Annotated in this window: 18 protein-coding genes, 1 pseudogene and 1 riboswitch; of the genes and pseudogenes, 5 read left to right on the top strand and 14 right to left on the bottom strand. The window is 39.9% G+C overall.

The window, feature by feature from the left end:
- Positions 1 to 210 precede the first annotated feature (210 nt).
- From H9564_RS03650 to H9564_RS03625, 6 genes and pseudogenes are all read right to left on the bottom strand, one after another.
- The gene (locus H9564_RS03650) at positions 211 to 3,189 is read right to left on the bottom strand and encodes an SEC10/PgrA surface exclusion domain-containing protein (protein ID WP_191684168.1); all 2,979 of its coding nucleotides are present in this window, start codon (positions 3,187 to 3,189) and stop codon (positions 211 to 213) included.
- Positions 3,190 to 3,405: 216 nt separating this feature from the next.
- On the bottom strand, positions 3,406 to 3,582 hold the full coding sequence (locus H9564_RS03645; RefSeq protein ID WP_191684167.1) for a hypothetical protein: 177 nt from the start codon (positions 3,580 to 3,582) through the stop codon (positions 3,406 to 3,408).
- A 60-nt stretch (positions 3,583 to 3,642) separates the two neighbouring features.
- Positions 3,643 to 5,253, bottom strand: a pseudogene (locus H9564_RS03640) (IS1182 family transposase).
- Positions 5,254 to 5,404: 151 nt separating this feature from the next.
- A complete protein-coding gene (locus H9564_RS03635) occupies positions 5,405 to 6,571 on the bottom strand; it encodes an MFS transporter (RefSeq protein ID WP_191684166.1) in 1,167 nt (388 codons plus the stop codon).
- A gap of 125 nt (positions 6,572 to 6,696) precedes the next feature.
- A complete protein-coding gene (locus tag H9564_RS03630; RefSeq protein WP_191684165.1) occupies positions 6,697 to 7,554 on the bottom strand; it encodes an SAM-dependent methyltransferase in 858 nt (285 codons plus the stop codon).
- 9 nt (positions 7,555 to 7,563) lie between these two features.
- A complete protein-coding gene (locus H9564_RS03625; RefSeq protein WP_191684164.1) occupies positions 7,564 to 7,977 on the bottom strand; it encodes a helix-turn-helix domain-containing protein in 414 nt (137 codons plus the stop codon).
- Between the two features lie 116 nt (positions 7,978 to 8,093).
- On the opposite strand from H9564_RS03625, the gene H9564_RS03620 reads away from it, so the two are divergent.
- Together H9564_RS03620 and H9564_RS03615 are read left to right on the top strand one after the other, a co-directional pair.
- Positions 8,094 to 9,074: an alpha/beta hydrolase gene (locus tag H9564_RS03620; RefSeq protein WP_191684163.1), complete on the top strand. Its 981-nt coding sequence runs from the start codon at positions 8,094 to 8,096 to the stop codon at positions 9,072 to 9,074.
- Positions 9,075 to 9,089: 15 nt separating this feature from the next.
- A complete protein-coding gene (locus tag H9564_RS03615; protein WP_225209530.1) occupies positions 9,090 to 9,449 on the top strand; it encodes a DUF1304 domain-containing protein in 360 nt (119 codons plus the stop codon).
- A gap of 51 nt (positions 9,450 to 9,500) precedes the next feature.
- Here the strand turns inward: H9564_RS03615 and H9564_RS03610 are convergent, their stop codons facing one another.
- From H9564_RS03610 to H9564_RS03585, 6 genes are all read right to left on the bottom strand, one after another.
- Positions 9,501 to 11,471: a cation:proton antiporter gene (locus tag H9564_RS03610; RefSeq protein WP_191684162.1), complete on the bottom strand. Its 1,971-nt coding sequence runs from the start codon at positions 11,469 to 11,471 to the stop codon at positions 9,501 to 9,503.
- 30 nt (positions 11,472 to 11,501) lie between these two features.
- Positions 11,502 to 11,840 carry a DUF4870 domain-containing protein gene (locus H9564_RS03605; RefSeq protein WP_191684161.1) on the bottom strand — a complete coding sequence of 113 codons (339 nt, stop codon included), beginning with the start codon at positions 11,838 to 11,840 and terminating at the stop codon, positions 11,502 to 11,504.
- Positions 11,841 to 11,883: 43 nt separating this feature from the next.
- Positions 11,884 to 12,537, bottom strand: coding sequence for an energy-coupling factor transporter transmembrane component T family protein (locus H9564_RS03600; RefSeq protein ID WP_191684160.1), 654 nt, complete (start codon positions 12,535 to 12,537; stop codon positions 11,884 to 11,886).
- Entirely contained in the window at positions 12,527 to 13,918 is a 1,392-nt protein-coding gene (locus H9564_RS03595; protein ID WP_191684159.1) for an ATP-binding cassette domain-containing protein, read from the bottom strand. The genes H9564_RS03600 and H9564_RS03595 overlap by 11 nt, the downstream gene beginning before the upstream one ends.
- A 3-nt stretch (positions 13,919 to 13,921) precedes the next feature.
- Positions 13,922 to 14,479: an ECF transporter S component gene (locus tag H9564_RS03590; protein WP_191684158.1), complete on the bottom strand. Its 558-nt coding sequence runs from the start codon at positions 14,477 to 14,479 to the stop codon at positions 13,922 to 13,924.
- A gap of 93 nt (positions 14,480 to 14,572) precedes the next feature.
- A riboswitch (TPP riboswitch) is annotated at positions 14,573 to 14,662 on the bottom strand.
- A 42-nt stretch (positions 14,663 to 14,704) separates the two neighbouring features.
- Positions 14,705 to 15,661, bottom strand: coding sequence for a nucleoside hydrolase (locus H9564_RS03585; protein ID WP_191684157.1), 957 nt, complete (start codon positions 15,659 to 15,661; stop codon positions 14,705 to 14,707).
- A gap of 124 nt (positions 15,662 to 15,785) precedes the next feature.
- Here H9564_RS03585 and H9564_RS03580 point away from each other — a divergent pair, with 124 nt between their 5' ends.
- The 3 genes from H9564_RS03580 (at position 15,786) to H9564_RS03570 (ending at position 19,167) form a co-directional block, all read left to right on the top strand.
- The gene (locus H9564_RS03580; protein ID WP_191684156.1) at positions 15,786 to 16,796 is read left to right on the top strand and encodes an NAD(P)/FAD-dependent oxidoreductase; all 1,011 of its coding nucleotides are present in this window, start codon (positions 15,786 to 15,788) and stop codon (positions 16,794 to 16,796) included.
- 466 nt (positions 16,797 to 17,262) lie between these two features.
- The gene (locus H9564_RS03575; protein WP_191684155.1) at positions 17,263 to 17,910 is read left to right on the top strand and encodes a L,D-transpeptidase; all 648 of its coding nucleotides are present in this window, start codon (positions 17,263 to 17,265) and stop codon (positions 17,908 to 17,910) included.
- A 24-nt stretch (positions 17,911 to 17,934) separates the two neighbouring features.
- Entirely contained in the window at positions 17,935 to 19,167 is a 1,233-nt protein-coding gene (locus tag H9564_RS03570; RefSeq protein ID WP_191684154.1) for a D-alanyl-D-alanine carboxypeptidase family protein, read from the top strand.
- Positions 19,168 to 19,441: 274 nt separating this feature from the next.
- Here the strand turns inward: H9564_RS03570 and H9564_RS03565 are convergent, their stop codons facing one another.
- Positions 19,442 to 21,574: an LTA synthase family protein gene (locus H9564_RS03565; RefSeq protein WP_191684153.1), complete on the bottom strand. Its 2,133-nt coding sequence runs from the start codon at positions 21,572 to 21,574 to the stop codon at positions 19,442 to 19,444.
- Positions 21,575 to 21,697: 123 nt separating this feature from the next.
- Positions 21,698 to 21,970 carry a hypothetical protein gene (locus H9564_RS03560; protein WP_191684152.1) on the bottom strand — a complete coding sequence of 91 codons (273 nt, stop codon included), beginning with the start codon at positions 21,968 to 21,970 and terminating at the stop codon, positions 21,698 to 21,700.
- Between the last annotated feature and the right edge of the window lie 110 nt (positions 21,971 to 22,080).

Raw genomic sequence — 22,080 nt, 5'->3', positions numbered from 1 at the left:
TCCTGTACTGAATCTTATGTCTTCAGTATAGGGGGATTGGTCGACCGCGCCTAGACGTATCGTTATTGACTGCTTACATTATTTTTAAGAATTAAATGAAAATATAAAATTGTGATGACCCCCATAGTTGGAATCTCTGTTCAACTATGGGGGTCACTTCATGAGAATTTTGACGTTCTCAATTACTTTTTGCGTTTAGGATAAACTTTTTTAATTCCGTTGCTTATTAAAGAAGACACCGAATAGTGAAGTAAGCGATGCTAACAGGATTCCAAAGACTCCTGTTGAAGTTGTATTACCTGTTTGTGGTAATTGTGCTTGCTTTTGATTATTACTTGAAGTATGAGCTGCTGGTGTAGCAAAGGCAACATGTGTTACTACAGGTTGAACTGCAACATGATTGGTTGTCTTAATTGTAGCAGCTGTGTTTTCTTTGTTAGTAATTTCTTGATAATTAACAGAAGATGATGAAGCATTAATATCAGTAGTATCTGTTGCTTCAGAAACTGCATTACTAGTTTGGGCAGAGTCGCTAGTAGCAGGCTTGGAAGCATCGCTGGTTTGAGCAGAATCGCTAGTAGCAGGCTTGGAAGCGTCGCTAGTTTGGGCAGGGTCGCTAGTAGCAGGCTTGGAAGCGTCGCTAGTTTGGGTAGAGTCACTAGTAGCAGGCTTAGAAGCGTCGCTAGTTTGAGCAGAGTCACTAGTAGCAGGCTTAGAAGCGTCGCTAGTTTGAGCAGAGTCGCTAGTAGCAGGCTTAGAAGCATCGCTAGATTGTGAGTCAGATGAAGGATGGCTTTGAAGAGCCGCAATTTGATCCTTATCGTTTTGGACGTCCTTTAATAATTGATCTAGTTTAGCTTGATCCTTCTTTAATGTTTGTTGATCCTTAGCAAGCTTCTTCTTTAAATCAGCAATATTGGTAGTTACTGAAGCATCCTTAACTGCTTTATTAGCAGCATCTAACTTAGCCTTTAATTGACTGAGCTTTGCTTGTTCTTGCTTCAATTCTTCTTGGTGTTGTGTAAGTTGAGCAGTTAGTTTTTGAACACGTTGTTGAAGTTGGGTAGTGGATGGTTGATTAGCAACTTCAACAAAGGAGTTAGTAAGAAGGACCATTGCTGGTGTTGCGCTTGTCTTTTGTAATTTTGCCAAGTCGCTTTGCTTCTTTTGCAAGTTTTGCTTTGCATCGGCTAAAGCCTTATTTGCCTTTTGTAATTCAGTGTTCTTAGCTGTGGCAGTTGCTTGGTCCTTGGTAAGTGCTTGCTTAGCATTGCTGAGTTCTTGGTTAGCCTTTTGTAAAGCAGTCTTCTTGTCTTGACTAGCATTCTTAGCGTCAGTTAACTTCTCTTGCTTAGCTTTAAGACTAGTTTGAGCATCATTAATCTTACTTTGAAGCTTGGTTGCACTTTCGTTAGCAACCTTTAATGAATTGCTCTTAGCAGTAACATTATCGTTGACCTTATCTAAAGCACTTTGGGCAGCTTGTTGTTCTTTAGTTGCTTTTTGAACAGCATCATTATCAGCTTGAACAGCCTTCTTAGCAGCAGTTACCTTGGCTTGAGCATTTTGACTATCTTTTTGAGCGTTAGTTAAAGCGGCTTGTGCCTTTTCAACCGCTGCTTGGTCAACAGTTGGTTTAGCAGCACTGATACCCGGAGTAGTTACGCCTTGGGCTAATTTGGCTTTGACTGCTGCAGAAGCATATTCGTCACTAATGAAGTTGAAGTGAACAATACCAGTTTTTGCAATAGAAACAGAAAGGTATTGGTTAGCAATTAGATTTCCATTTTTATCTAAAGCAATAGCATTACCCTCTTCACCAGCGGCGGGGTTATTTCTCTTAGGATCATTGATAAAGGCTGTTGTATGGCCACCAAAACCAAAGCCTCGAGAATCAGCGTCTTTATACATCATTTGGAGAATACCCGCATAAAGAGACTCTTTAAGGGCATCCATGCTTATTTTAGTAGTTCCTGTTTCTTTATCCGATAAGATTAAACCACTAAGTAGGTTTTCACCACAAAAGATATCCTCACCTAGGCCTAATTTCTCAGCAGCATTAGCTAAGCCTTTTTTATTATGCTCGAATGAAGTTATACCTGCTTTATTATAAGCTAGATCCATTAAATTCCAGCCTAATGAAGTGGCACCCTCTGATACTTTTAGATAACCAGCAGAATATGTCTTTCCATCTGACTGATTTTGGATTTGTTGACGAATTCGGTTAACAATATTAGCGACAAAAGTATTAATTTCTAGTTTCTCATTGTCTGATAAATTTTGAGTATCAACAATTCTATTTTCGTCAATTTTATTGTGCTTATAATTAATACTAAATTTAACAGTATTAGTTGTATTCCCGTTTGAATCTGTGTAGCTGTAATGGTAAACCTCAAACGGAGAATTAAGATCAACATTGTTTGCAGTAAGAGCTTGCTTAGCATAGTTAATAGCAGCTGAATTATTATTGCCAGATTGTGGATCAAACCCTGCAAAAGCATTTGCAAAACCATCAGGGACAATTGCAGGTGCTTGAGCAGCTATTTCATCTGTAGTGGCTTGTGGGTTCTTTGCAGCTGCTAATTGCTTTTGAGCATCCTTAACTGCTTGTTGAGCTTGATCGGCAGCTTTTTGTGCATCGCTAAGTGTGGATTGATCTTTTTGTAGCTTATTCTTGGCATTTTCAAGAACAGTCTTAGCTTGGTTTACCTTCTTTTGTGCATCAACAACTGCTTTCTTAGCAGTATCTAATGCAGCTTGGGCCTTTTTAGCAGTATCCTTTGCGGTAGTAAGGTCTGCTTGATCAGCGGTTAATTGTTTATTGAGCTGATCAATGTCTTTTTGAAGTTCAGTGATATTAGCTGAAGAGCTCTTCTTTAAACTATCGATGTTTTGTTGGGCATCCTTAATAGCTTGTTGATCTTTTTTTACTAGATCTTGAGCAGCTTGGGCAGCAGTTTCAGCAGCCTTAGCAGTATCTGACTTAACAGTTACATCATTTTGTGCATCACTGACAGCCTTTTGTGCTTGTTGAAGTTTAGCAGCATCTTGACTAGTTGCTGAGCTTGAGCTTGCGGATGAAGAAGCACTTGAGCTAGAAGGTTGGGTAGTAGAAGCACTGGCTGAATCAGAAGCAGCAGATGAACTTGGGTTAATAGCGCTTTGAAGAGCAGCCTTAGCAGCATTCAAATCTTTTTGATCTTGGTTAACTTGTGCTTGCTTAGCATTAACGTTTTTAACCTGTTGATCATAAGCAGATTGTGCTTGCTTTTGATTCTTTTGAGCAGCTTGGAGACGACTGATGCCTTGTTGTTGGGCAGTTTCAGCATTTGAAATTGCAGCTTGATCATCTGAAACCCGTCGTTGATCATTTTGAACAAGTTGTTTTTGTGTCTTAACAGCTTGTTAGTGGTTAGCCAGTTGTTGGTTCAGTTGATTCAAAGTTGGTTGAGCCTGTTGAGTAGCAGTTACTTGGTTGTTGCTGGTTGTGTCAGCGTGAACTGTAGTGCTTGCTCCGGCTAAAATCATTCCAGCTAAAGCAGCGGTGCTTATAAGGAACTTATTTGAAACATTACTTTTCATGTGTACTATTATCCTCCCTGTTTAAAATATATAATTACACGTTCATTATAGTGCTTCAAATTAACACCTGCAATGAAAGAAGGGAGATAAAAAGAGTCTTAATTGGTTGATCGTTTTACCTAATTTCGTTAAGTTCAATGCCATTAAGGTTAATCCGACATCATTTTCCACAGCCCGTTGGCCGCGCAAATGAGTTCGGCGTACGCCAAAATCCCTCTTCATGCGACCAAAGACTGGTTCAACGTCGAACTTGCGTCGACGATAGATCATCTTACCTTCATCGCTTGAGAGGGTCTCTTTGACTTTTGCCTTGTAATAATTCCAAGTTGGATTAACCTGGATGTAGCGCTGACGCTTACCTGGTGTTTTAGCTAACTGATCTAACTTTTCTGATAATTGGTGTGTGTCGGCACGATAGAGTTTAAAATCGCGCTTAAATCCATACTTATCAGTTCGTTTACTATAGCGATAAAAACTGAAGCGAACGCCTAAATGATCAATATAGTAGTCATCCTCGGCATTGTACTGCCAATTCTGAGATTTTGTTGAATCATTTTTGAACTTACGCTTCTGCTCTTTTTGATAAGTAGTGTATGGAATGAGTGGTTGCTTATCGAATTGGTCAAGCAGTGTTGTGTAATTATATTCACTACCGTAACCAGCATCAGCTACCACGTGTGTAAAGAAATCCAAGCCATGGAATTGCTTGAGAAATGGTACTAAAGTCCTAGTATCTGTAGGATTGGAAAATAAAGCATAATCAAGAACAAACTGATTATGCGTGGCGATCTGAAGATTATATCCGGGTTTGAGTTCTCAGTTCATCATCGGATCTTCTTTCATGCACATAAAAGTTGCGTCGTGGTCTGTTTTTGAAAAGCTATTTCGTCCTTGAAAAATATCTTCGACACGTTCATATTTTTTAGCCCGTGGAATTAAGTCTTCTCTCAGTTGACGACGAAGCTTCTTTAGAAAACGTCGCCGACGTTTTCTAACTGAACCACCTTTAATTATCTTCGGCTCCTGTTTAATGGCTTCATCTAGATTAGCGACTTCTTTTTCCACTTCTTCAGCCATTAATTCCATACCATCGATAGATTCAATCATTTCTGGTTTCATCTCTTTGGTGACTTGCTTTTCTACTAACTCATCATAAATACTAGCCGTCTTTCCTCTCAACTTAGCGTGATACTTTTCTATTGCCCGACGCCAAGTAAACGAGTACTTGTTGGCATCCGCTTCAACCTTAGTGCCATCAATAAAGACTGCGTCATTTTGAATTAGCCCATGGTCCGTAAGAGCCATAGTAAAGTAAACAAAGGTACGTTTTATTAGGTTCCTGGCGTGCTCACTCCGTCGAAAGTTATTGATGGTATGGTAACTGTATGAATGATCACGGGCTAACCATCGCATTGGTAAGTTTTCTTCTAACAAGGTTTCTATTTTCCGGCCAGAATAAGTTTGACGAGAGTACGCAAACAACAGAATTTTTAACATCAGTGCAGGGTGAGAAAGTGGGCGGCCGGTGACGGCCACGTTCTCTTCTAACAAAACCTCTTGTGGAATGGAATCGACAAAAGTATCAATTAACCGAACCAGATGATTTTTTGGCACATTGTAGTCATAATTTAGTACGAATTCTGTTTGTCCCGTGATATAATTTTGATACATGAAAATCGCTCCTTTATGTTTGTTTTTAGGGATAATTACATCATATCAGGAACGATTTCCTGTGTACATAAGAAGCCGGACGATGAATCAAATCTTGGTTCATCGTCCGGCTTTCATTTTGGACTGAGAGTTTTTTCCCAGCCTCTATTTTTTAAAATCGTTTTGCAGTGTACTTCTTACTTAGAGTAAATACGAGAATTGTTGCAGCAATACTATATACGGCACCAACATAACCAAGATTCCGCATTGGTGTTAAAGCAACTGCTTGAGATGCGGTAAAGGAACCTAATGAAATCCCAATGTTAGCAAAAATTGAGTTAAGGGATGACGCAAGGTCTAATGACTGCGGATATTCCTTTTCAGCAATGTCAAGGAACATTAACTGGGTTGAAGAACCATAGGAAGAAAAGGCCACACAGAGAAGCGCCACAATGGTAATTGCAACCCACTTGAATGAGAGTAGTGGACCGAACAAGAGATAGAGGATCGTCATGGCAATGTAAATAATCCCGAGGCGGTTAACACCACCATTATCTGCGATCCAACCACCAAATTTATTACCGATAATGAAGAAAATCCCCATCCCGAAGAGGAGCCAGTTTAACCAAGTGTTACTAAAGCCCATTTCGTTGGTTATTAATGGACGAATATAGGTATAAATAGTATAGTCGGCTGCACAGACAGTAACAATAAAAATAACCCCAAGAAGGATTCGAGAATCCTTTAAAAGAGTAAATTGTTTACTAAGGGTACTCTTAAATTGAGGAGTATCACGAGGTACTAACCAAACGAGTGCTGCGAAGACAAAAAGGGTTAGTCCAGAAATCATCCAGAAACTATCGTGCCAGGAGAAAGTCGTACTAATTACCGTTCCAATTGGGATCCCGATAACTGAAGCAATACTAAATCCAGCAAAAACCCACGAAACCAAACTAGCGCGCTTTTCCCGTGGCGCTACAAAACTAGCCATGACCAAGACAATTGAAATAATTGCCCCGGCAACCGTAGCTGTTAACACCCGTGAAAAGAGCATTGAAATAAAGTTGCTAGCAAGGGCGGTCCAGGTGTTACCGATGAAAAAGACAACCATCAAAGCCAGCAAAACATGGTGTCGTCGCCAGCGGTTTGCTAGTGAAGTAATAATTGGAGTAAAAATGGCATAAACAAGTGCAAAGACAGTTACGAGGAGCCCCAGCTGTGACAGTGAATCATGATATTGAGCGGCGATATCGGGGAGGACCCCAACGATCATGTATTCATTACAGCCAAGCATGAACGCAACAAACACGAATAAAATTGATTGAAGACGGTATTTCATTGTATTCAACCCTTACTGACTGACATTGTGTCGTTCAGTTTTCCTTTCTTTAAAAATTTTAAACTTGCAATATTGTATCGAATAACCAGTCATAAAAAAAGACCCACATTGAAGTGGTTCTTAATTTACTTTGCGAGGTAGACTTGTTCATCGATTAAGTCAAAGGAGTGGAGGTAGCGGTTAACTTGTTTAAGCTTGTCGTCCTGGCTTAACTTTGCCTGTGTCCAAAAGGCCTTTGAGTCGGTTGCACCATCCTTTTCACCGATCACGAGGAGGTTAACTTCAGGATAATCCTTTCTAAGTAGTTGGAGGACTTCCCAATCTGTTTCCTGCTTGTCAGGTGCCCAAGACATGATTGCGTACTTAACTTGGTCACCATATTTTTTAATTGCTTCGATCGCATCAAGTTTTTCAATTTGAGTAACGGGGTGTTTGCCGGTTTCGTTTTCCTTGATCCAGGCTTGACTATCCGTAGTGTAAATCTTTTGGGTAGAATTATTATTCCGGAGTCCCTTAGAAATGTAGCCATTACCAGCCATAATCTCGAGAACTGGTTCACCATCCAGGTAATCCGACAAAGCTTTAGCAAAGGGAGCATTAACGTACGACCACATCCCATAGGTGTCTTCCAAATAGTCACGGAAGTTTCGCAGTGCCTTATCTAGCTTTGGAAGGACCGTTGAATACTTATTCCACAGCGCGTCGCCTTGTGCGTCACCCTTAGCGTAATGTTGGTTTACGTATTTGAAAATTTGATCCTGGATATCATCCGGAAGAAGAAGTTGTGGTAATGGTTGCGGCAAGAGACCGTTTTTTAACAACCGATCACTTTCGAGAGCGTTATTAATTAAGAACTTAACTTCAGGGAAGGGATCAAACAAGTCTCGATATTGAGTTAATTCTTCAATGTATTTAGGCTGTTGGACAACCTTTTTGGCTTTTTTAACTCTTTTTTTGAGCTTCTTTAATTGCTTTGGATTCATAATTGCTCCTTATTTTAGCTTTAAATTAAGTTGCTCTTGCTTACCATAAAATTTATCAGTATCAAGGCGGTTGTTCCGTCCCTTTAAGTAACCGTCAATTAATTGAAAGATTTCATAACGGTCATCACTACTAATGTTAGTTTGGTTAAAGGTAAGGTTGCGAGCAGAAATTAATAATTTAGCGAGATCAAAGTCATCTCGATCAGACTTCCCAGTAAGGTAGTCAAGACTGACATCAAAAAATTCAGCTAATTTTCGTGCTTCAACGTAAGATGGCGTCCGAATTCCCCGTTCCCAGTTACCGATTTGTGATGCGGTATTAGGCTTTTCATTTGGACCAAGGTTTTCGTTAAGGTGTTCGGCTAATTCTTTTAATGTGATTTTCTGTCCTTTGCGTAAGGCACGTAATCTTTCTGGAAACATCAAGTCACTCCCTTTAGTACTAACCTTTATTTTAACATTGGAAACCACGATTCGTGGAAAAATGTGCAATTAAAAATATTCTATGATAAAATCAGGACCGTTAATAAAAATGCAACATGGGGTTAATCAATTTGGAAGAACAAAAAAAGAAACAAAAACATTGGCTGCGACGAACGATTATTGCGGTAATATTAGTGATTGTTGTAGCGTTATTTAGCGCAGGTACGTACTTTTATCATGTCGCAATGGTACCGGGGCATAAGTCATTTATTAATAATAGTCAAAAGATCGAAAAAAGTGATCCACTTTATACCCAGAAAATGTGGTTTAAAAATGCCAAAAAGCAACAGTGGGTAATGACTTCGGCAACGAGGAACTACCGGTTAGACGCGGATTATATTCCGGCAGCACATAAAACGACTAAAAATGTGGTGATCCTCCATGGCTTCATGGGAAACAAGGAGAAAATGGGAGAATACGCAACACTCTTTCACCAGATGGGCTACAATGTCTTGATGCCTGATGTGCGAGCGCATGGTCAAAGTCAAGGGAAATATATCGGTTATGGGTGGCCGGAACGGTATGATGTTCGTAAATGGACTAAAAAATTAATTGCCCATAACGGTCAAAATAGTCAGGTAGTCATTTTTGGTGTCAGCATGGGTGGTGCTACTACGATGATGACTAGTGGGATCCAAATGCCAAAACAGGTAAAGGCATACGTGGAAGATTGCGGTTATACCAATCTGAATGATGAATTAAACTATGAAGCAGGGAACTTGTATAGCATCCCAACGTCAATTCGGTGGCCCCTGATTAAGATTCTAAGCTTGATGAATCGGGTTCGAAATGGCTTTTACATTGGTGAGGCTAGTGCAGTGAACAGTTTGCACCATAATCACCGTCCAATGCTCTTCATTCACGGGAGTAAGGATCACTTTGTACCAACAGAAATGGTATACTCAAATTATCAGGCAAGTCGGGGGCCAAAAGAACTTTGGGTTGTAAAAGGTGCCGCACATGCTTCATCCTTTGCTAATAACCCAACTGCTTACCAACATCATATTGAGAAGTTCCTGGCAAAATATGTAAAGTAAACGGGAGAAGTAAAATTGGGAATTACATTTGAAATTGTAACGATCTTAATTGGAATTGAACATCTTGGAATCATGCTTTTGGAGATGTTTGCTAGTCCAGCAAAACAAGCAAGGGCATTTGATATGGATGAGGACTTCCTTCGGCAAAGACCAGCAAGAATATCTATGGCTAACCAGGGAATCTATAACGGAATGCTTGGTTTATCATTGATTGTCAGTCAATTTATCTTTGCGGGGATGACAGCAATTCTCGTTGGTCGTTTATTATTACTTTTTGTTGCAGTAGTGGGACTGTATGGTGCCCTAACTGCAACAAAGAAGATTTGGCTGTTCCAATTTATTCCAGCAATTATTGGATTACTCTTGTCTTTATAAAACATAGGATTAAAAAATTCCCACGATCAGTAGAGATTGTGGGAATTTTTTCTATTCAATTGATTGAACCATTACAAGCTCATCGGTAGAGATATGTTCATTAAGGGCATTGGCAAGAGATTGAGAAAACTTGCCATCAGCGAGGTTTTGTTGAACATAGGAGTGTTCAAGTTGAAATGCCTCAACGAAGAGGGCATTTATTCGGTCATCGTCAACCTTAGAGTCACGATTAAAGAAATGAGAACGCTGGAGGTAGGCCCGGCGAATCATTGTGATTTCATTGATGTTCTTTGGTGTTTGAACTTTATCGAGGTATTTATTGATTCGCTGGTTAAGGAGGTTAAAGACGTTCTTAAATGACATGAACTGGTCCGGATGGAGTTGCTGTTGTTCAAGGTGGCGGCGATGCTGAGCCTGAATTTTGGCATTCCTGTGACGGATAATTCGCCACTTAATCCGGTGAATAACGGTTGAAACAAATGACATGAAGGTATGATTCCCCGTATTATATATTGAACGAGCCACAATTCGTGAGTACCAATCTGCCTGACGTTCAGAGATCTTTTCTTCATCGGCAAGCTGTTCGATAACCTCTAACTCTAATTGGTGGGTTTTGCGGGCAATCTTCTCAAAAACATCAGCGTTGATCCGGTGGTATTGGGTCATTTGACTACTCAATTGATCCATAATAATAGCCTTTTCAGTTCGATCCTCAGTATTTGCCTTTAATTCATCGATGGCGTATTGAACTGTTTTAACCAGGGCATTATGGAATTCGGTTGCACTGTAATCATTTGCTTTGCGTGGCAAAATAATTGGAAAGGCAATCGCAGCAACAATAATACTGATTAGGATTACCAGTGCGGAAATAAGGATAATCGAATTTCGAAAGGCGAAGGGGCGTTCACGTACCAGAATTGGAAGGGAGAACGCTAATGAGAGAGTAATTGTCCCGTGAACACCACCAAGTGCGAGTAACCAACTATCACGATTACGGGTTTCCTTCTTTGATTTAAGGTTAACTAGCCGCCAACGAGCCCAGGCATAACGAAGGATAAGCATTACAAGGAAAAGAACCACAGCGAGACCAACGAGTTTCAGTAGATTGGTTGGTGTTGTCCGGCCAATTACTTGGGGAATTAAAAGACCAAGAAGGACAAAAACAATTCCGTTTAAAGCCTCACTGATAATTGACCAGATAGTTTTGGTAGCCATTTGAATCTTTGCGGAGGTTAAGCGTAACCGATCATAAAGGATACTATGAATAATTCCGGCAGAAACGACAGCGAGGATACCAGAAAAGTGGAATTCTTCGGCTAACCAGTAGATAACCACTGGTGTCATTACGTTAATGGGAATTACGATTGAACCAATATCAACGTGGCGGCTCATCAACTTCATTCGGAGTGTGATCAAGAGGTTTCCCATAATTGCCCCAAAGATAATTCCGCCAAAGAAAACGTAGGAAAAGTACCAGATACCGTGAGTAACGGAAAATGTTCCAGAAGTAAAGGCAGCTAAGGCAAGATCTAACAGAACAATACCTGAAGCATCGTTGAATAGGGATTCAACTTCTAGTGTGGTATTAACGTTTTCAGGCATCGTTACGTTAGTGGTGAGTGATTTTACAGCAACCGCGTCTGTTGGTGTAATAATTGCTGCCAGCATGAATGCAAGGGGGAGCGAAAAGACTTGTGGAAAGGTAAAGTGCAAGGCTGTCCCAATAATAATTACAGCAACAAGAGCAAAGGTAACAGTTAAAGACAGAATATTTTTAATGTTTTTCGAGAGGACCTTAAATGACTGGTTCTGGCCATCATTAAACATCAATGGAGCGATCACTGCCATCATGAATAACTCCGGGTGCATTGTAAAATCGGTAGCAGTAGTCGGTAAAGATGCCATCAGAATTCCGGCAGCAATTTGGTAAATTGATAAGGGAATTTTGGGGTAAACCAGGTGAATGATATTTGCGACGACAACGGCGGTCAGTAATAGAAAAATTGTGAAAATAGTGTCCATTTTCCTATTCAGCTCCTTCTAAGAGACACTTTATTCACGACCGAGGAGAACCTTTACCGCCATTGCAATGTTATAGATGTAAAGAATTAATGCGATGAGGAGGGCAAAGGTTAACAAGACACCACTGAAGGCACCGAGGTTCACGACCATTGAATGCCAAGCAGCAACACTAATAAATAATAGTGAGAAGATAATGTAAATCAATGGGAAAATTTGCGTCCAAAAAGCTACCTTAGCTTGCTTTTTAACCCAAGGATTTTCTGGACCAGCAACTATCCACACGATTAGTGGGAAGATTACTGGAAGAAAGAGAATACTGAGGTAGGAAAGAGCACCAATAATTCGTTTAGATAAACTAATATTATTCATAGTAAAATCTCCAATTTATTTTTTCTTAATTATGACCGATCTCTTAATGGAGTGCAATTAGCAGGAATTGTAGTAATACCATACTAATAATCAGGATTATCCAATCTGTCCAATAGAGAGAAACTTTAACGGCGGTTGTTCGCGGCTGTCCCTCACGAAAGCCATGAGTTTTCATTGCTTGTGCTAGCTGATCAGACCAACGGATTGCTGAAAGGATTGCCTTGAAATAGAGTCTCGGTGACCACCAATGAAGATTAATTCCACGCATCTTACCGGCAATCCTGATTGAAATAACGGTTTGTTTAATTTTCGGTAAAATATTTAAGGCAGCTAAGGTCCCGTAAGCAAATTTGCTTGGTAAGTGAAAATTCTGTTCTAGTGATCGAGCTAGAAGAAGGGGAGAAGTAGTGAAAGTCATTACGCCACCGGCAAAGACATAAACGTAAAAACGACTTACCATGCTCCAACCCGTAAGCCAATTATGTGGTGACCCGTAACCACCAATAGTAATTAAAACGGCAATTCCCGGAATTAGCGGAATTATCATTAAACACCAAAATTGTCGCCAAGTAAGGTGGTGGAAAAGGAGGACGATAAAGAGGCAGACAATGAGGATTAAGTTGACAGTAAGATTGTCTGTAAAGCTTATCTCAAGGGAGATCAAAAGAAGAAGCAAGAGTTTAACGCTAGGATTCATTTTGTGATCCTCCTTGATATGTAAGCTGCTGGTCTGTAAGTGAAAGGTGGTAATCAACAAAGCCCTCCAGAAAATCTAATTGGTGACTAACGATTAGTAGGGCTTGTGGAAATTGTTGACGACTTTTTTTAATGAGGGCGAGCAATTTCTTTAATGATGGTTGATCGAGACCGGTAAAAGGCTCATCCATTAATAAGAGCTTTTGTCCCATCATTAGCATGATCAAATTCTGGATCAGTTTCCGTTGCCCACCGCTTAAGGAGTAGATGACTCGTTCAGTGAGGTCAGGGAGCCCGACCATCGCTAAAAGCTCCTGGGATGATTTCCCTTTGAAAAATGTATTTCCCCCATTTTTAATACTTAAGCTTAATTCTTCGCCAACGGTAACGTTTAAAAATTGCTGGTTAGTTTCTTGGAAGATTAAGCCAACTTGAGAATAGTATTTCCCGGGGAATATTTTTTGAATGTTATTTCCATCATATGTTATTTGCCCTGAGTAGGAAGTTAACTTCGCAATAGATTTAAGAAGTGTTGACTTTCCGGAACCACTGGGACCAGTTAGCAGGGTAACCTTATTTTGAATTAATTTTAAGTTCGTTACCCCTATTAATGAAAGCTGGTTACGGGTAATCGAAAAATTGTGTAATTTTATAATTGACGGATCGGTCTGTGGGGGAAGGTTAGTGGATAAATTAGTGGAATGTTGATTAGCATTCATTAAAAGCTGGTGACTAGCATTACTTGAAAGCAGCTTAACCTGGTGTTCATGAAATTGGACAATGAATTGAATGAAATTCTGGTAGTTCCGGAGGTTATGGTCACTGATAATAATAGTTATCCCTTTTTGAGACTGCAATTGAGCTAATTTTTGAAGCAAAAATTGGCGATTTGGTTCGTCGATACTAGCAAATGGTTCATCTAATAGGATAATCTCAGCTTTCATAGCGATAATTACTGCTAAGGCCACCCTTTGTAGTTGACCACCGGAAAGAGTGGTCAACTTTTGGTGCGCCACATTTTGAAGATTAACAAATGCCAAGGCTGCTTTTACCTGGTTGCTAATCTCGTTATGTGGTACTTGAAGGTTCTCAAGGGTGAATTCGAGTTCGTGCTGTGGTGTGTCCATCGTAAACTGCATCGCCGGATCCTGAAAGAGCATTCCAATTCGTTGATCATGCGGAAGCTTGATCTTTCCAGAACAGGTTCCACCGTATTTAGGGAACAGACCAGCAATTAACTTTAGGAGAGTTGTTTTTCCACAGCCAATCGGGCCGCTCAAAAGAATCGAAGTGTGGAGTGGCAACTCAAGGTTAACGTCATCGAGAATGGGCTGGCCTTCTTTATATGCAAATGTTAGGTTTTGAATAAGTATTTTTTCCATTTTTTATCTCGCCAAAACGTGACTACGGTTTAGTAGGTTGATGATTAACTTAACTAGGATACCGGTGAAGAAAAGCATCGATAGCCAACGAACGATTAACATTACAACTAACATGGAGAACGGGAAGTGACTATAACCATTACGGAACCAGTCCCAAGCAAATGTAAAAATTGTCGTAGCAGTTGCGGAAAGTAGAAGTGTCACCCAGTTGTACATTTTGTAAAGGGTGAAGGTAAATCCAAGCTCGGTACCAATCCCTTGCACCAGTCCCGAAAGTAGAGTGGTCACGCCCCATTGATCTCCAAGGAGCATTTCGACAACAGCACTAAGAAACTCGCCAAGAAATGACGCGCCAGGAAGACGGAGCATAAATCCGGCTAATGGCCCGGCCATACACCAAATTCCTAACGTGATGTCATTAGCCATTGGGCCGTAACCAAATGGAGTTAGTGCAATTGTAAGGCCATTGTAAATAATCCCCGTTACTAGATAGATTACCCCGAAAATAATCCCAATAATCGCAAGGAGGATAATATCCTTTAAATGAAATTGACGAAACATAATAATTTCCTTTCTTGGGGAAAATAAAAAAGTGGAAAAAGCGTAGTGACTTTTCCCACTTTTGATCTATTATTAATAGACTCCAAACTTACCAAGCATTCAGAATGCGCTTCCTTCGCTAGTATTACCTAGACAGGTTCGATGGGTCTAATCTCAGCCAAGTGGGCACCCCAGATAAATATTTACTCTAATCATACAACAAAAATAACCGATTTGACAGCCAATTTAGTGATTAGCTAAAAGGCTGGTAAGGTGTTCCATGAAGCTAGGAACAAACCGCTCTTTATCGACGTTGATTGCAACATTGACATTTGGATGAGAAGTATTGAGCCTCATTTTATTCCCAATTGTTCGAGCATAATTATGTTCTTCAGTGATTACCTTCATCGGTAAAGCAAGGGTTGTGACAAATGTTGGGTCGATTGCAACGCCGACAGCAAGGGGATCGTGAATTGCACAACCGTGTTTGTCAATCCCGAGATTATAGTAAGCGTCAATGTAAAAATCAGTTAGGTCAGCATAAGCAATCCCCGATTTGGTTCCTAGTTGGCGCCATTTCGCTGTTTCTTTTTTTTTGAGCAGCGTCCGAAGAGTAACGTCAAGACCCACCATTGTAATTGGAAGTGAACTGGTGAAGACTTCATTAGCAGCTTCAGCGTCTTGATTAATATTTGCTTCAGCAACGTCACTAACGTTTCCTTCAACCGTAAGTGCCCCACCCATTAAAGTAACGTTACCAATCAAATGGCTAATTTGGGGATCCTTGTGTAACGCTGCGGCAAGGTTAGTTAAAGGACCAGTTGGAACAATGATTAAATTCTTACCGTATTGGTGTGCTGCTTCGATGATAAAGTCAACACCATCTTGTGTTTGAATTTTATGGGTTGGTTCTGGAAGAGAAATATCACCGATCCCGTTATTACCGTGGATTTCTTTACTAACCTGCATTACGTTAAAGTGATCGCTAGTACTTGAGTGTTCAAGACCTTTAAATACAGGAACATTTTGTCCAAGCAATTCGAGGAGTTGTAACGAGTTTTTGGCGGTTTGTCCTAGTAAGTTATTACCGTAAGAAGCAACAACTCCGATTAGATCAACTGCTGGATCTGCAATGGCATATGCAAGTGCGAGCGCATCGTCAACACCGGTATCAAGATCCAAAATCATCTTCTTGGTGGCCATGGTAGTTTCCTCCATTTATTTAGTAATTATGTTAATAATAGCTAAATGATAAGTGCACCGCAATTTTAATTTTGCCTAAAATCAATTACAATAGTGAGAAAAGAAAAAGAGAGGAGCCGTCGTAATGGCAAAAATGTATGATATTACAATTATTGGTGGCGGTCCTGCAGGGATGTTTGCGGCCTTTTACTGTGGATTGCACGAACTGGATGCCCAGTTGATCGAGAGCTTACCGCAGCTTGGTGGTCAGGTTAATGCTCTTTACCCAGAGAAGCAGATTTGGGATGTTGCCGGACTTCCTGGTGTCACAGGTCGTGAATTGGTGGAGCAATTGCAAAAACAAATTGCTGTGGCACCAATTGATCAATTTACGGGCGAAACAGTTGAAGACGTTGTAAAGGAAGCGGATGGAACCTTTACTATTAAGAGTGCTAACCGTGTTTCACACTCCCGGGCAATTGTAATTGCATTGGGAAATGGGGCATTTAAGCCACGTAAATTAGCACTTGAAGGAGCAGAAGACCTCGAAGGACAACAACTCCATTATTTTGTCACTCATCGGGACGACTTTGCTGATAAACGGGTAGCGGTTTTAGGTGGCGGTAACTCAGCCATTGATATTGCCTTGATGCTTGAACCGGTTGCAAAACAAGTTTCATTGATTCACCGTCGAGATCAGTTCCGGGGAATGGAACACTCGGTTTCCCTTCTAAAAAAATCAAGCATTGACTTGGTTACACCGTTTCTACCCAAAGAGCTTCAAGTAGAAAGTGATCAATCCGTTACCTTGAAACTAAAGCGGATGCGCAGCGACGAGATGACGGAATTGAATGTTGACCGGTTAGTTGTGAACTACGGATTTACGTCGAATAATGCTGCACTTGATCAATGGTCATTAGATTTGGCGGCAGAACACTATTTGATCAAGGTCGACTCAACGATGCAAACTAATATTGATGGAGTATATGCAATTGGGGATGGGGTGACTTATCCTGGTAAGACTGCCTTAATTGCGACGGCATTTGGTGAAGCGCCAACAGCAATTACAGCACTAGCTAAGAAACTTTATCCAGAGAAGCGCCTTGCAACGCATAGTTCATCAATGAAGATCCAAACACCGAAAAAAGATAATTAAAAAGGGAAAAACATAAAGGAAAATCGTGAATGACTTTCCTTAAGTTTTTCCCTCATTTTTTTAGAAATAATTTGAAAATATAGCAGATATTAAGGAGAATCCAAAATTTAAGGAAGACACCCCATGAAATGGTAGCTAACTGGAAATGAAATAGGTCATAGAGAATCACGAGAAAAATATAGAGAACATTCCCGCGAAGAATATCTTTGGACCACTTATGGGAAATTGTGTAGGCCCAGGCTTTATTGAAGAGGCTTTTAGTACTTTGCATAAGATGGTTCTCCAGTTAAATTAAGTTAGCACAAATTACTGAAACGATAAAAAAGAAAATCGCAGTTAGATAAGATATTTTTAAATCTAGACGCATCAGGTTACCTCTTAAAATACAATTGATTATCTTATAGTCTATAATATAATAGAAATGATTTTATTGATAGTTGAATTTAAAAGGGGAAAGTTAAAATCAATGAAAAAAAGTAGATACGTTGTTTATGCGTTGTTCTGCCTAATTATTGCATTTATTGGTATTCACTCAAGTTTAAAAACAAGTGCGAGTGATCAGGAAAAATCAGCGGCAACTACTGTAACAAAAAAGGTCGCTCAAAAGCAGACCACCACATCTTCAAAGAGTGCAATGCGGACGCCGATTGATTGGCAAAAGTCTTCAGAAACTAAGGAATACCCTGATTTAAGTAAGGTTAAGCATTTTTGGATTAAGGTCGATTTAAAAGCAAATCGGACTTACCTTTACGATGGTGATCATGTGATCTACACGATGTATTCTACTGGGGGTATTTATAAAAAGGATTCAAAGACTGGCAAGATGAAGAGTATGACGCCAACTGGGACCTTTTATGTTCAACAGGAACGGGGAGATAGTTTTTATAACGCTAAGTTAAAGGAAGGCGCTAATTACTATACTTCATGGTTGAACCATGGTGAATATTTGTTCCATAGTGTACCAACAAATGCTGATGGTTCATATAATAAAAAAGAAGCTGCCAAACTAGGGAAATCAACAGGTTCACACGGCTGTATTCGTTTATCTGTCGCAGATGCTCGATGGATGGAAGAAAATTTACCGGTAGGAACTAAGGTTGAAATCGTTGGATAAGGCTAGCTGAGTGGAGAAGAAAAAATGAAAAAGGTTATTACTTTTCTTTCGGCATTATTTTTAATGTTTTGCTGTATGGTATTTAAACCACAGACAGTATCTGCTGATCAAATTGATGCGCGATCAGCAATTATGATTGATGCTGATACAGGTCAAATTATTTACCAGCAAAATAGTGAAGAAAAGTTGCCAATTGCGTCAATTAGTAAGTTGCTAGCAGCGAGCGTGATTGAAGATGAAATTAATCATCACCAATTATCATGGAACACTAAGGTAAAAGTTGATAAAAAGATTGCCGATGTTTCTAATGACGCTAATTATTCAGCAATTGGGTTACAAGCAGGTCAATCGTATACGGTTCAGAAACTTTTTAACGCGACGCTGATTAAATCTGCTGATGGAGCTGCCCTAGCCTTGGCGACAGCCGATGGAAGTACGATTAAGCAATTCAACGCTAAGATGCAGAAGAAAGCTCGCCAAATTGGGATTACAGATGCCACAATTGTAAATCCTGTTGGGCTAAAGAATGGTGACCTGAAGGGGCTAAAGCAAAAAGGGATCAGTAGCAATGCTGAAAATACCATGACTGCCCGTGATGTTGCCTTATTATCACAATATCTTGTTAAGCACTACCCAAGTGTTCTTAAAGTTACTAGTCAACCCAAGGCACAATTTACAATTGCTAAGGGGAAAGTCAAAGAGGTGGAAAATCTCAATAAGATGCTTCCTGGCGGTAAGTACACTGTTGATGGGGTTCAAATTGATGGACTCAAGACGGGAACTTCTGATGCTGCTGGCGCTTGCTTTGTCAGTACAGGAACTTACCAGGGACATAGGTTGATTACGGTCGTTCTTCATGCAAACGGAAAAGATAAGGATGCTCGTTTTACCCAAACCCAACGTTTGTACCAGTACTTTATTCAAAATGCGCACCAGCAAGTGCTAACCCTCAATAAGAAACAATCACAAAAGCGGGTTACTAATGGTACTAAACGAATTTTAACAGTAGAACCACATTCATTTAGCGTTTGGCAGATACAAAAGACTGCGCGGTTTACAATCAAGCCGTATTACTATAAGTATTTAACTAACCATAAAGCGAGATTAAATGCCCCAGTTAAGAAGGGGGAACGACTTGGAAATATTATTGTTACCGGCTCTGATATTAGAACTGTCAATAATAAGCCAATTACCATCCCACTCCGTAGCGCCGAAACCATCAATCGCGGTAACCTTTGGCAAAGAATATGGAACTAGTTAAAGAGTGCGAGCCAGCAGAGAACTTGCGGAAGGCTAGCAATTTCTCCTGACGAAGGCGTTATGCGCCTAGGAAGGAGGTTGCTAGCTCTAGCAAGTTCCTGGCGAGCATGTTTCGCCATGTTACCATAAAACATTAGACTCGAGTATGCAGTCAGGTCGAGCACATTTCGACCCATATTGCCCTTAGACCAATTTTTCTAAAGACTCAATCAACACACCAAAAAAGCATTTAACATTCCTGATTAACCAGGGACGTTAAATGCTTTTTAGTTTACTTATTATTTGCATCTGGATTAGTAATCTTAATTCGGTTGGAATCGGTTGAAGAGTGGTTTTGTTCTGGAGCATCAGTTGAGTAATCGTCAACTGTAGAACGGTTACCATTCTTTGAGAAGATACTAGTTGATTTATTACCAAGCTTCTTTTCAATCCGTTTTTCTCGTTTCAAACCATTTGAGTAGTTATAATCGGCTGGATTGACTTTCTTAAAGTCTTTTGGATGATAGAAGCGAAGCAGGTTCTTTTCGTTTAGAGAATCAGAAAGCGAAAGTTCTGTATTTACAAGCTTCTGATCCTTCTTTAACCGTTTCTTCTGTTTTGCTGTTAATTTAGCAATTTTTCCGGTCTTGTTGTTGTAAACTGTCCCACTAATACTAGAAAAGTGTGGGGTTACAAAATCGCGGTTCCGGAAAGCAACTACTTGGCTGTGCTGGCTAGAAAAGAGATCTGTACCAAACTGAATGTATCGTTTAGTGCTAATCCCGAGAAGGTGCAGGAGCGTTGGTAAAACATCGACTTCTCCACCATATTGATGGTAAATTCCACCGTGACCACCAGAGCCGGGGATGACAAACATTAGTGGAACCCGTTGAAGCTGGGCATTATCATAGTCGGTCCAATCATCAGAATTCCGGTCAAGAGCAGTTGCTAAAGCCTTATTTTCTGAATTTGAAATTCCGTAGTGATCCCCGTAAATCATAACAACTGAGTTTTTATCTAAACCAGTTTTTTGCAAGTAGGCAAAAAATTCGGCAAGTGACTGGTCTAAGTAGTGGGCCGTTACAAAGTAGTTATCAACAGTGGTATTTCCCGTGTTAGTTGTTTGGAAGTTTGGATCTTTATCTTCGTCATCTAGGCTATACGGGAAGTGGTTAGTAACGGTAATAAACTTAGTGTAGAACGGTTGCTGTAAATTCTGGAGATAATTAATAGAATTCTTGAAGAGCAACTTATCTTTAAGGCCATATCCCGTAGCTTTATCGCCAGAAGTATCGAAGTAACTAGCGTCGAAGAAGTATTGGTATCCTAAATTCTTATAAACGTTATTTCGGTTCCAGAAACTAGCAACATTTCCATGGAAAACGGCACTAGTATAACCAGCACGTTGATTAAGGATTGCTGGAGCACCTTGGAAGGTATTATCGTTCCCAAGGGTTGCAAAAAGTGAGCCTTGAGGAAGACCAAATGTACTGGTTTCCAGCATGTTTTCGGCATCACTTGTTTTCCCTTGACCAACCTGGTGGAAGAAGTTATCAAACGCATAGGTATCTTTCCCGTGATACAAGGAGTTTAAGAATGGCGTAACTTCTTGACCGTTTACTTTTTTATCAATCAAAAACTGTTGAAAACTTTCCAGGTGGATAACAATAACGTTCCGTCCCTTAGCAATTCCGTACATTTTGGGATTAGGTGCGGCATAATGCTTATCGGTGAACTTTTTAACCTTCAGTAGTTCTGATTTAGTAGCACTTTGCCGCATTTTACTAATATGCTGTGATTTAACAACATCATATCCGGTAAAGGCATCGATCCCTAGGTACTTAACAATGTAGGTTCGGTCAAAGGTCCGGGTAAGTAATTGTGGGCGACTCATTTCCGCAAACGATAAGTTTACACCAAAGAGGGTTAATGACATTGAAGTGAACGCAAACGCTAATTTACTACTAACGGCACGTGGATCAAAATGAATCTTCCGCATCAACATCAGGATGAGAATGATAACAATATCAAGCCAATAAAAAAGATCGTGAACGTTTGTTAAAGCTAACGAGCTGCCACTTAAGCCTTGATTAACTTTTGAATAACCAGTCATTGTGGCAATCGTCATAAAATCCGTAAATTCACGATAATAAATGACGTTTAGGTACAGCAATAACGTGTTGGCAATGTCTAACCCCATTAAAACCGGGTAGAAGAAGCGAGCACGTTTAAAATAAAATGCAATGCTGTAAATTAATGCGGTAATTGATATCGGGTTAATTAACAGAATAAGGTATTGAAAAATCCCTTCTACCCCTAATTTAAAGTCCGTAAAGTAAGCAAATAATGTCTTTAACCAAAAAAGGACTACTAGAAGGGTGAAGAACCCAATCCTAGTGTCCACAAATTTGCTTAGTTTTTTCATTAGGAATGTTCCTCGCAATCGAGATTTAATAGTTATTTAGTGCTAGCAAAACTAGCAAATCAACAGCCATTCTACCATAGATTAGCGAAGAAACATCGGTATAAGTAAGATTGTTGTCAAAATTTAATTATTTACTTTAGCTGGAACGGGCACTGGCCCAGTTAGCCAGTCATAGCTAAAGAGTTTCCGTAATTTTTTGTTTACAGGAATCCAAATACCAGCACGAAGGATATCTTTCAATGATTCGAGCATTGTCTTGTCTTGACGGTACTCTTTAGTTAAGGGAATCATTAATAGATGACCTTCTTCGGTAACTACTGTAACTTTTTTGTTGCTGATGGCAATAATCTTAGCCGCAACAATATTTGGTTGAGAAGCAGTTTCTTTTAATGTCATTAGTCAATCCCTTCTTTCTTGTATTAAGAATAGGGGGAAAGTATGAAGAAGTTATGAAGAGGAAGATAAGCAAGTTCAAAGATCTGTCTTGCTTCTAAATTAATAATGGG

Source organism: Limosilactobacillus avistercoris (assembly GCF_014836425.1).
Lineage (GTDB): Bacteria > Bacillota > Bacilli > Lactobacillales > Lactobacillaceae > Limosilactobacillus > Limosilactobacillus agrestimuris.
Note: the sequence above shows the minus strand (reverse complement) of the source record. Positions and strands in the feature narration are given on the sequence as shown.

What these genes read in the sequence shown, in the direction of transcription:
- H9564_RS03645 (WP_191684167.1), bottom strand. Translation starts at nt 3,582, where the DNA reads ATGAAAAGTAATGTTTCAAATAAGTTCCTTATAAGCACCGCTGCTTTA.
- H9564_RS03635 (WP_191684166.1), bottom strand. Translation starts at nt 6,571, where the DNA reads ATGAAATACCGTCTTCAATCAATTTTATTCGTGTTTGTTGCGTTCATG.
- H9564_RS03630 (WP_191684165.1), bottom strand. Translation starts at nt 7,554, where the DNA reads ATGAATCCAAAGCAATTAAAGAAGCTCAAAAAAAGAGTTAAAAAAGCC.
- H9564_RS03625 (WP_191684164.1), bottom strand. Translation starts at nt 7,977, where the DNA reads ATGTTTCCAGAAAGATTACGTGCCTTACGCAAAGGACAGAAAATCACA.
- H9564_RS03620 (WP_191684163.1), top strand. Translation starts at nt 8,094, where the DNA reads ATGGGGTTAATCAATTTGGAAGAACAAAAAAAGAAACAAAAACATTGG.
- H9564_RS03610 (WP_191684162.1), bottom strand. Translation starts at nt 11,471, where the DNA reads ATGGACACTATTTTCACAATTTTTCTATTACTGACCGCCGTTGTCGTC.
- H9564_RS03605 (WP_191684161.1), bottom strand. Translation starts at nt 11,840, where the DNA reads ATGAATAATATTAGTTTATCTAAACGAATTATTGGTGCTCTTTCCTAC.
- H9564_RS03600 (WP_191684160.1), bottom strand. Translation starts at nt 12,537, where the DNA reads ATGAATCCTAGCGTTAAACTCTTGCTTCTTCTTTTGATCTCCCTTGAG.
- H9564_RS03595 (WP_191684159.1), bottom strand. Translation starts at nt 13,918, where the DNA reads ATGGAAAAAATACTTATTCAAAACCTAACATTTGCATATAAAGAAGGC.
- H9564_RS03590 (WP_191684158.1), bottom strand. Translation starts at nt 14,479, where the DNA reads ATGTTTCGTCAATTTCATTTAAAGGATATTATCCTCCTTGCGATTATT.
- H9564_RS03585 (WP_191684157.1), bottom strand. Translation starts at nt 15,661, where the DNA reads ATGGCCACCAAGAAGATGATTTTGGATCTTGATACCGGTGTTGACGAT.
- H9564_RS03580 (WP_191684156.1), top strand. Translation starts at nt 15,786, where the DNA reads ATGGCAAAAATGTATGATATTACAATTATTGGTGGCGGTCCTGCAGGG.
- H9564_RS03575 (WP_191684155.1), top strand. Translation starts at nt 17,263, where the DNA reads ATGAAAAAAAGTAGATACGTTGTTTATGCGTTGTTCTGCCTAATTATT.
- H9564_RS03570 (WP_191684154.1), top strand. Translation starts at nt 17,935, where the DNA reads ATGAAAAAGGTTATTACTTTTCTTTCGGCATTATTTTTAATGTTTTGC.
- H9564_RS03565 (WP_191684153.1), bottom strand. Translation starts at nt 21,574, where the DNA reads ATGAAAAAACTAAGCAAATTTGTGGACACTAGGATTGGGTTCTTCACC.
- H9564_RS03560 (WP_191684152.1), bottom strand. Translation starts at nt 21,970, where the DNA reads ATGACATTAAAAGAAACTGCTTCTCAACCAAATATTGTTGCGGCTAAG.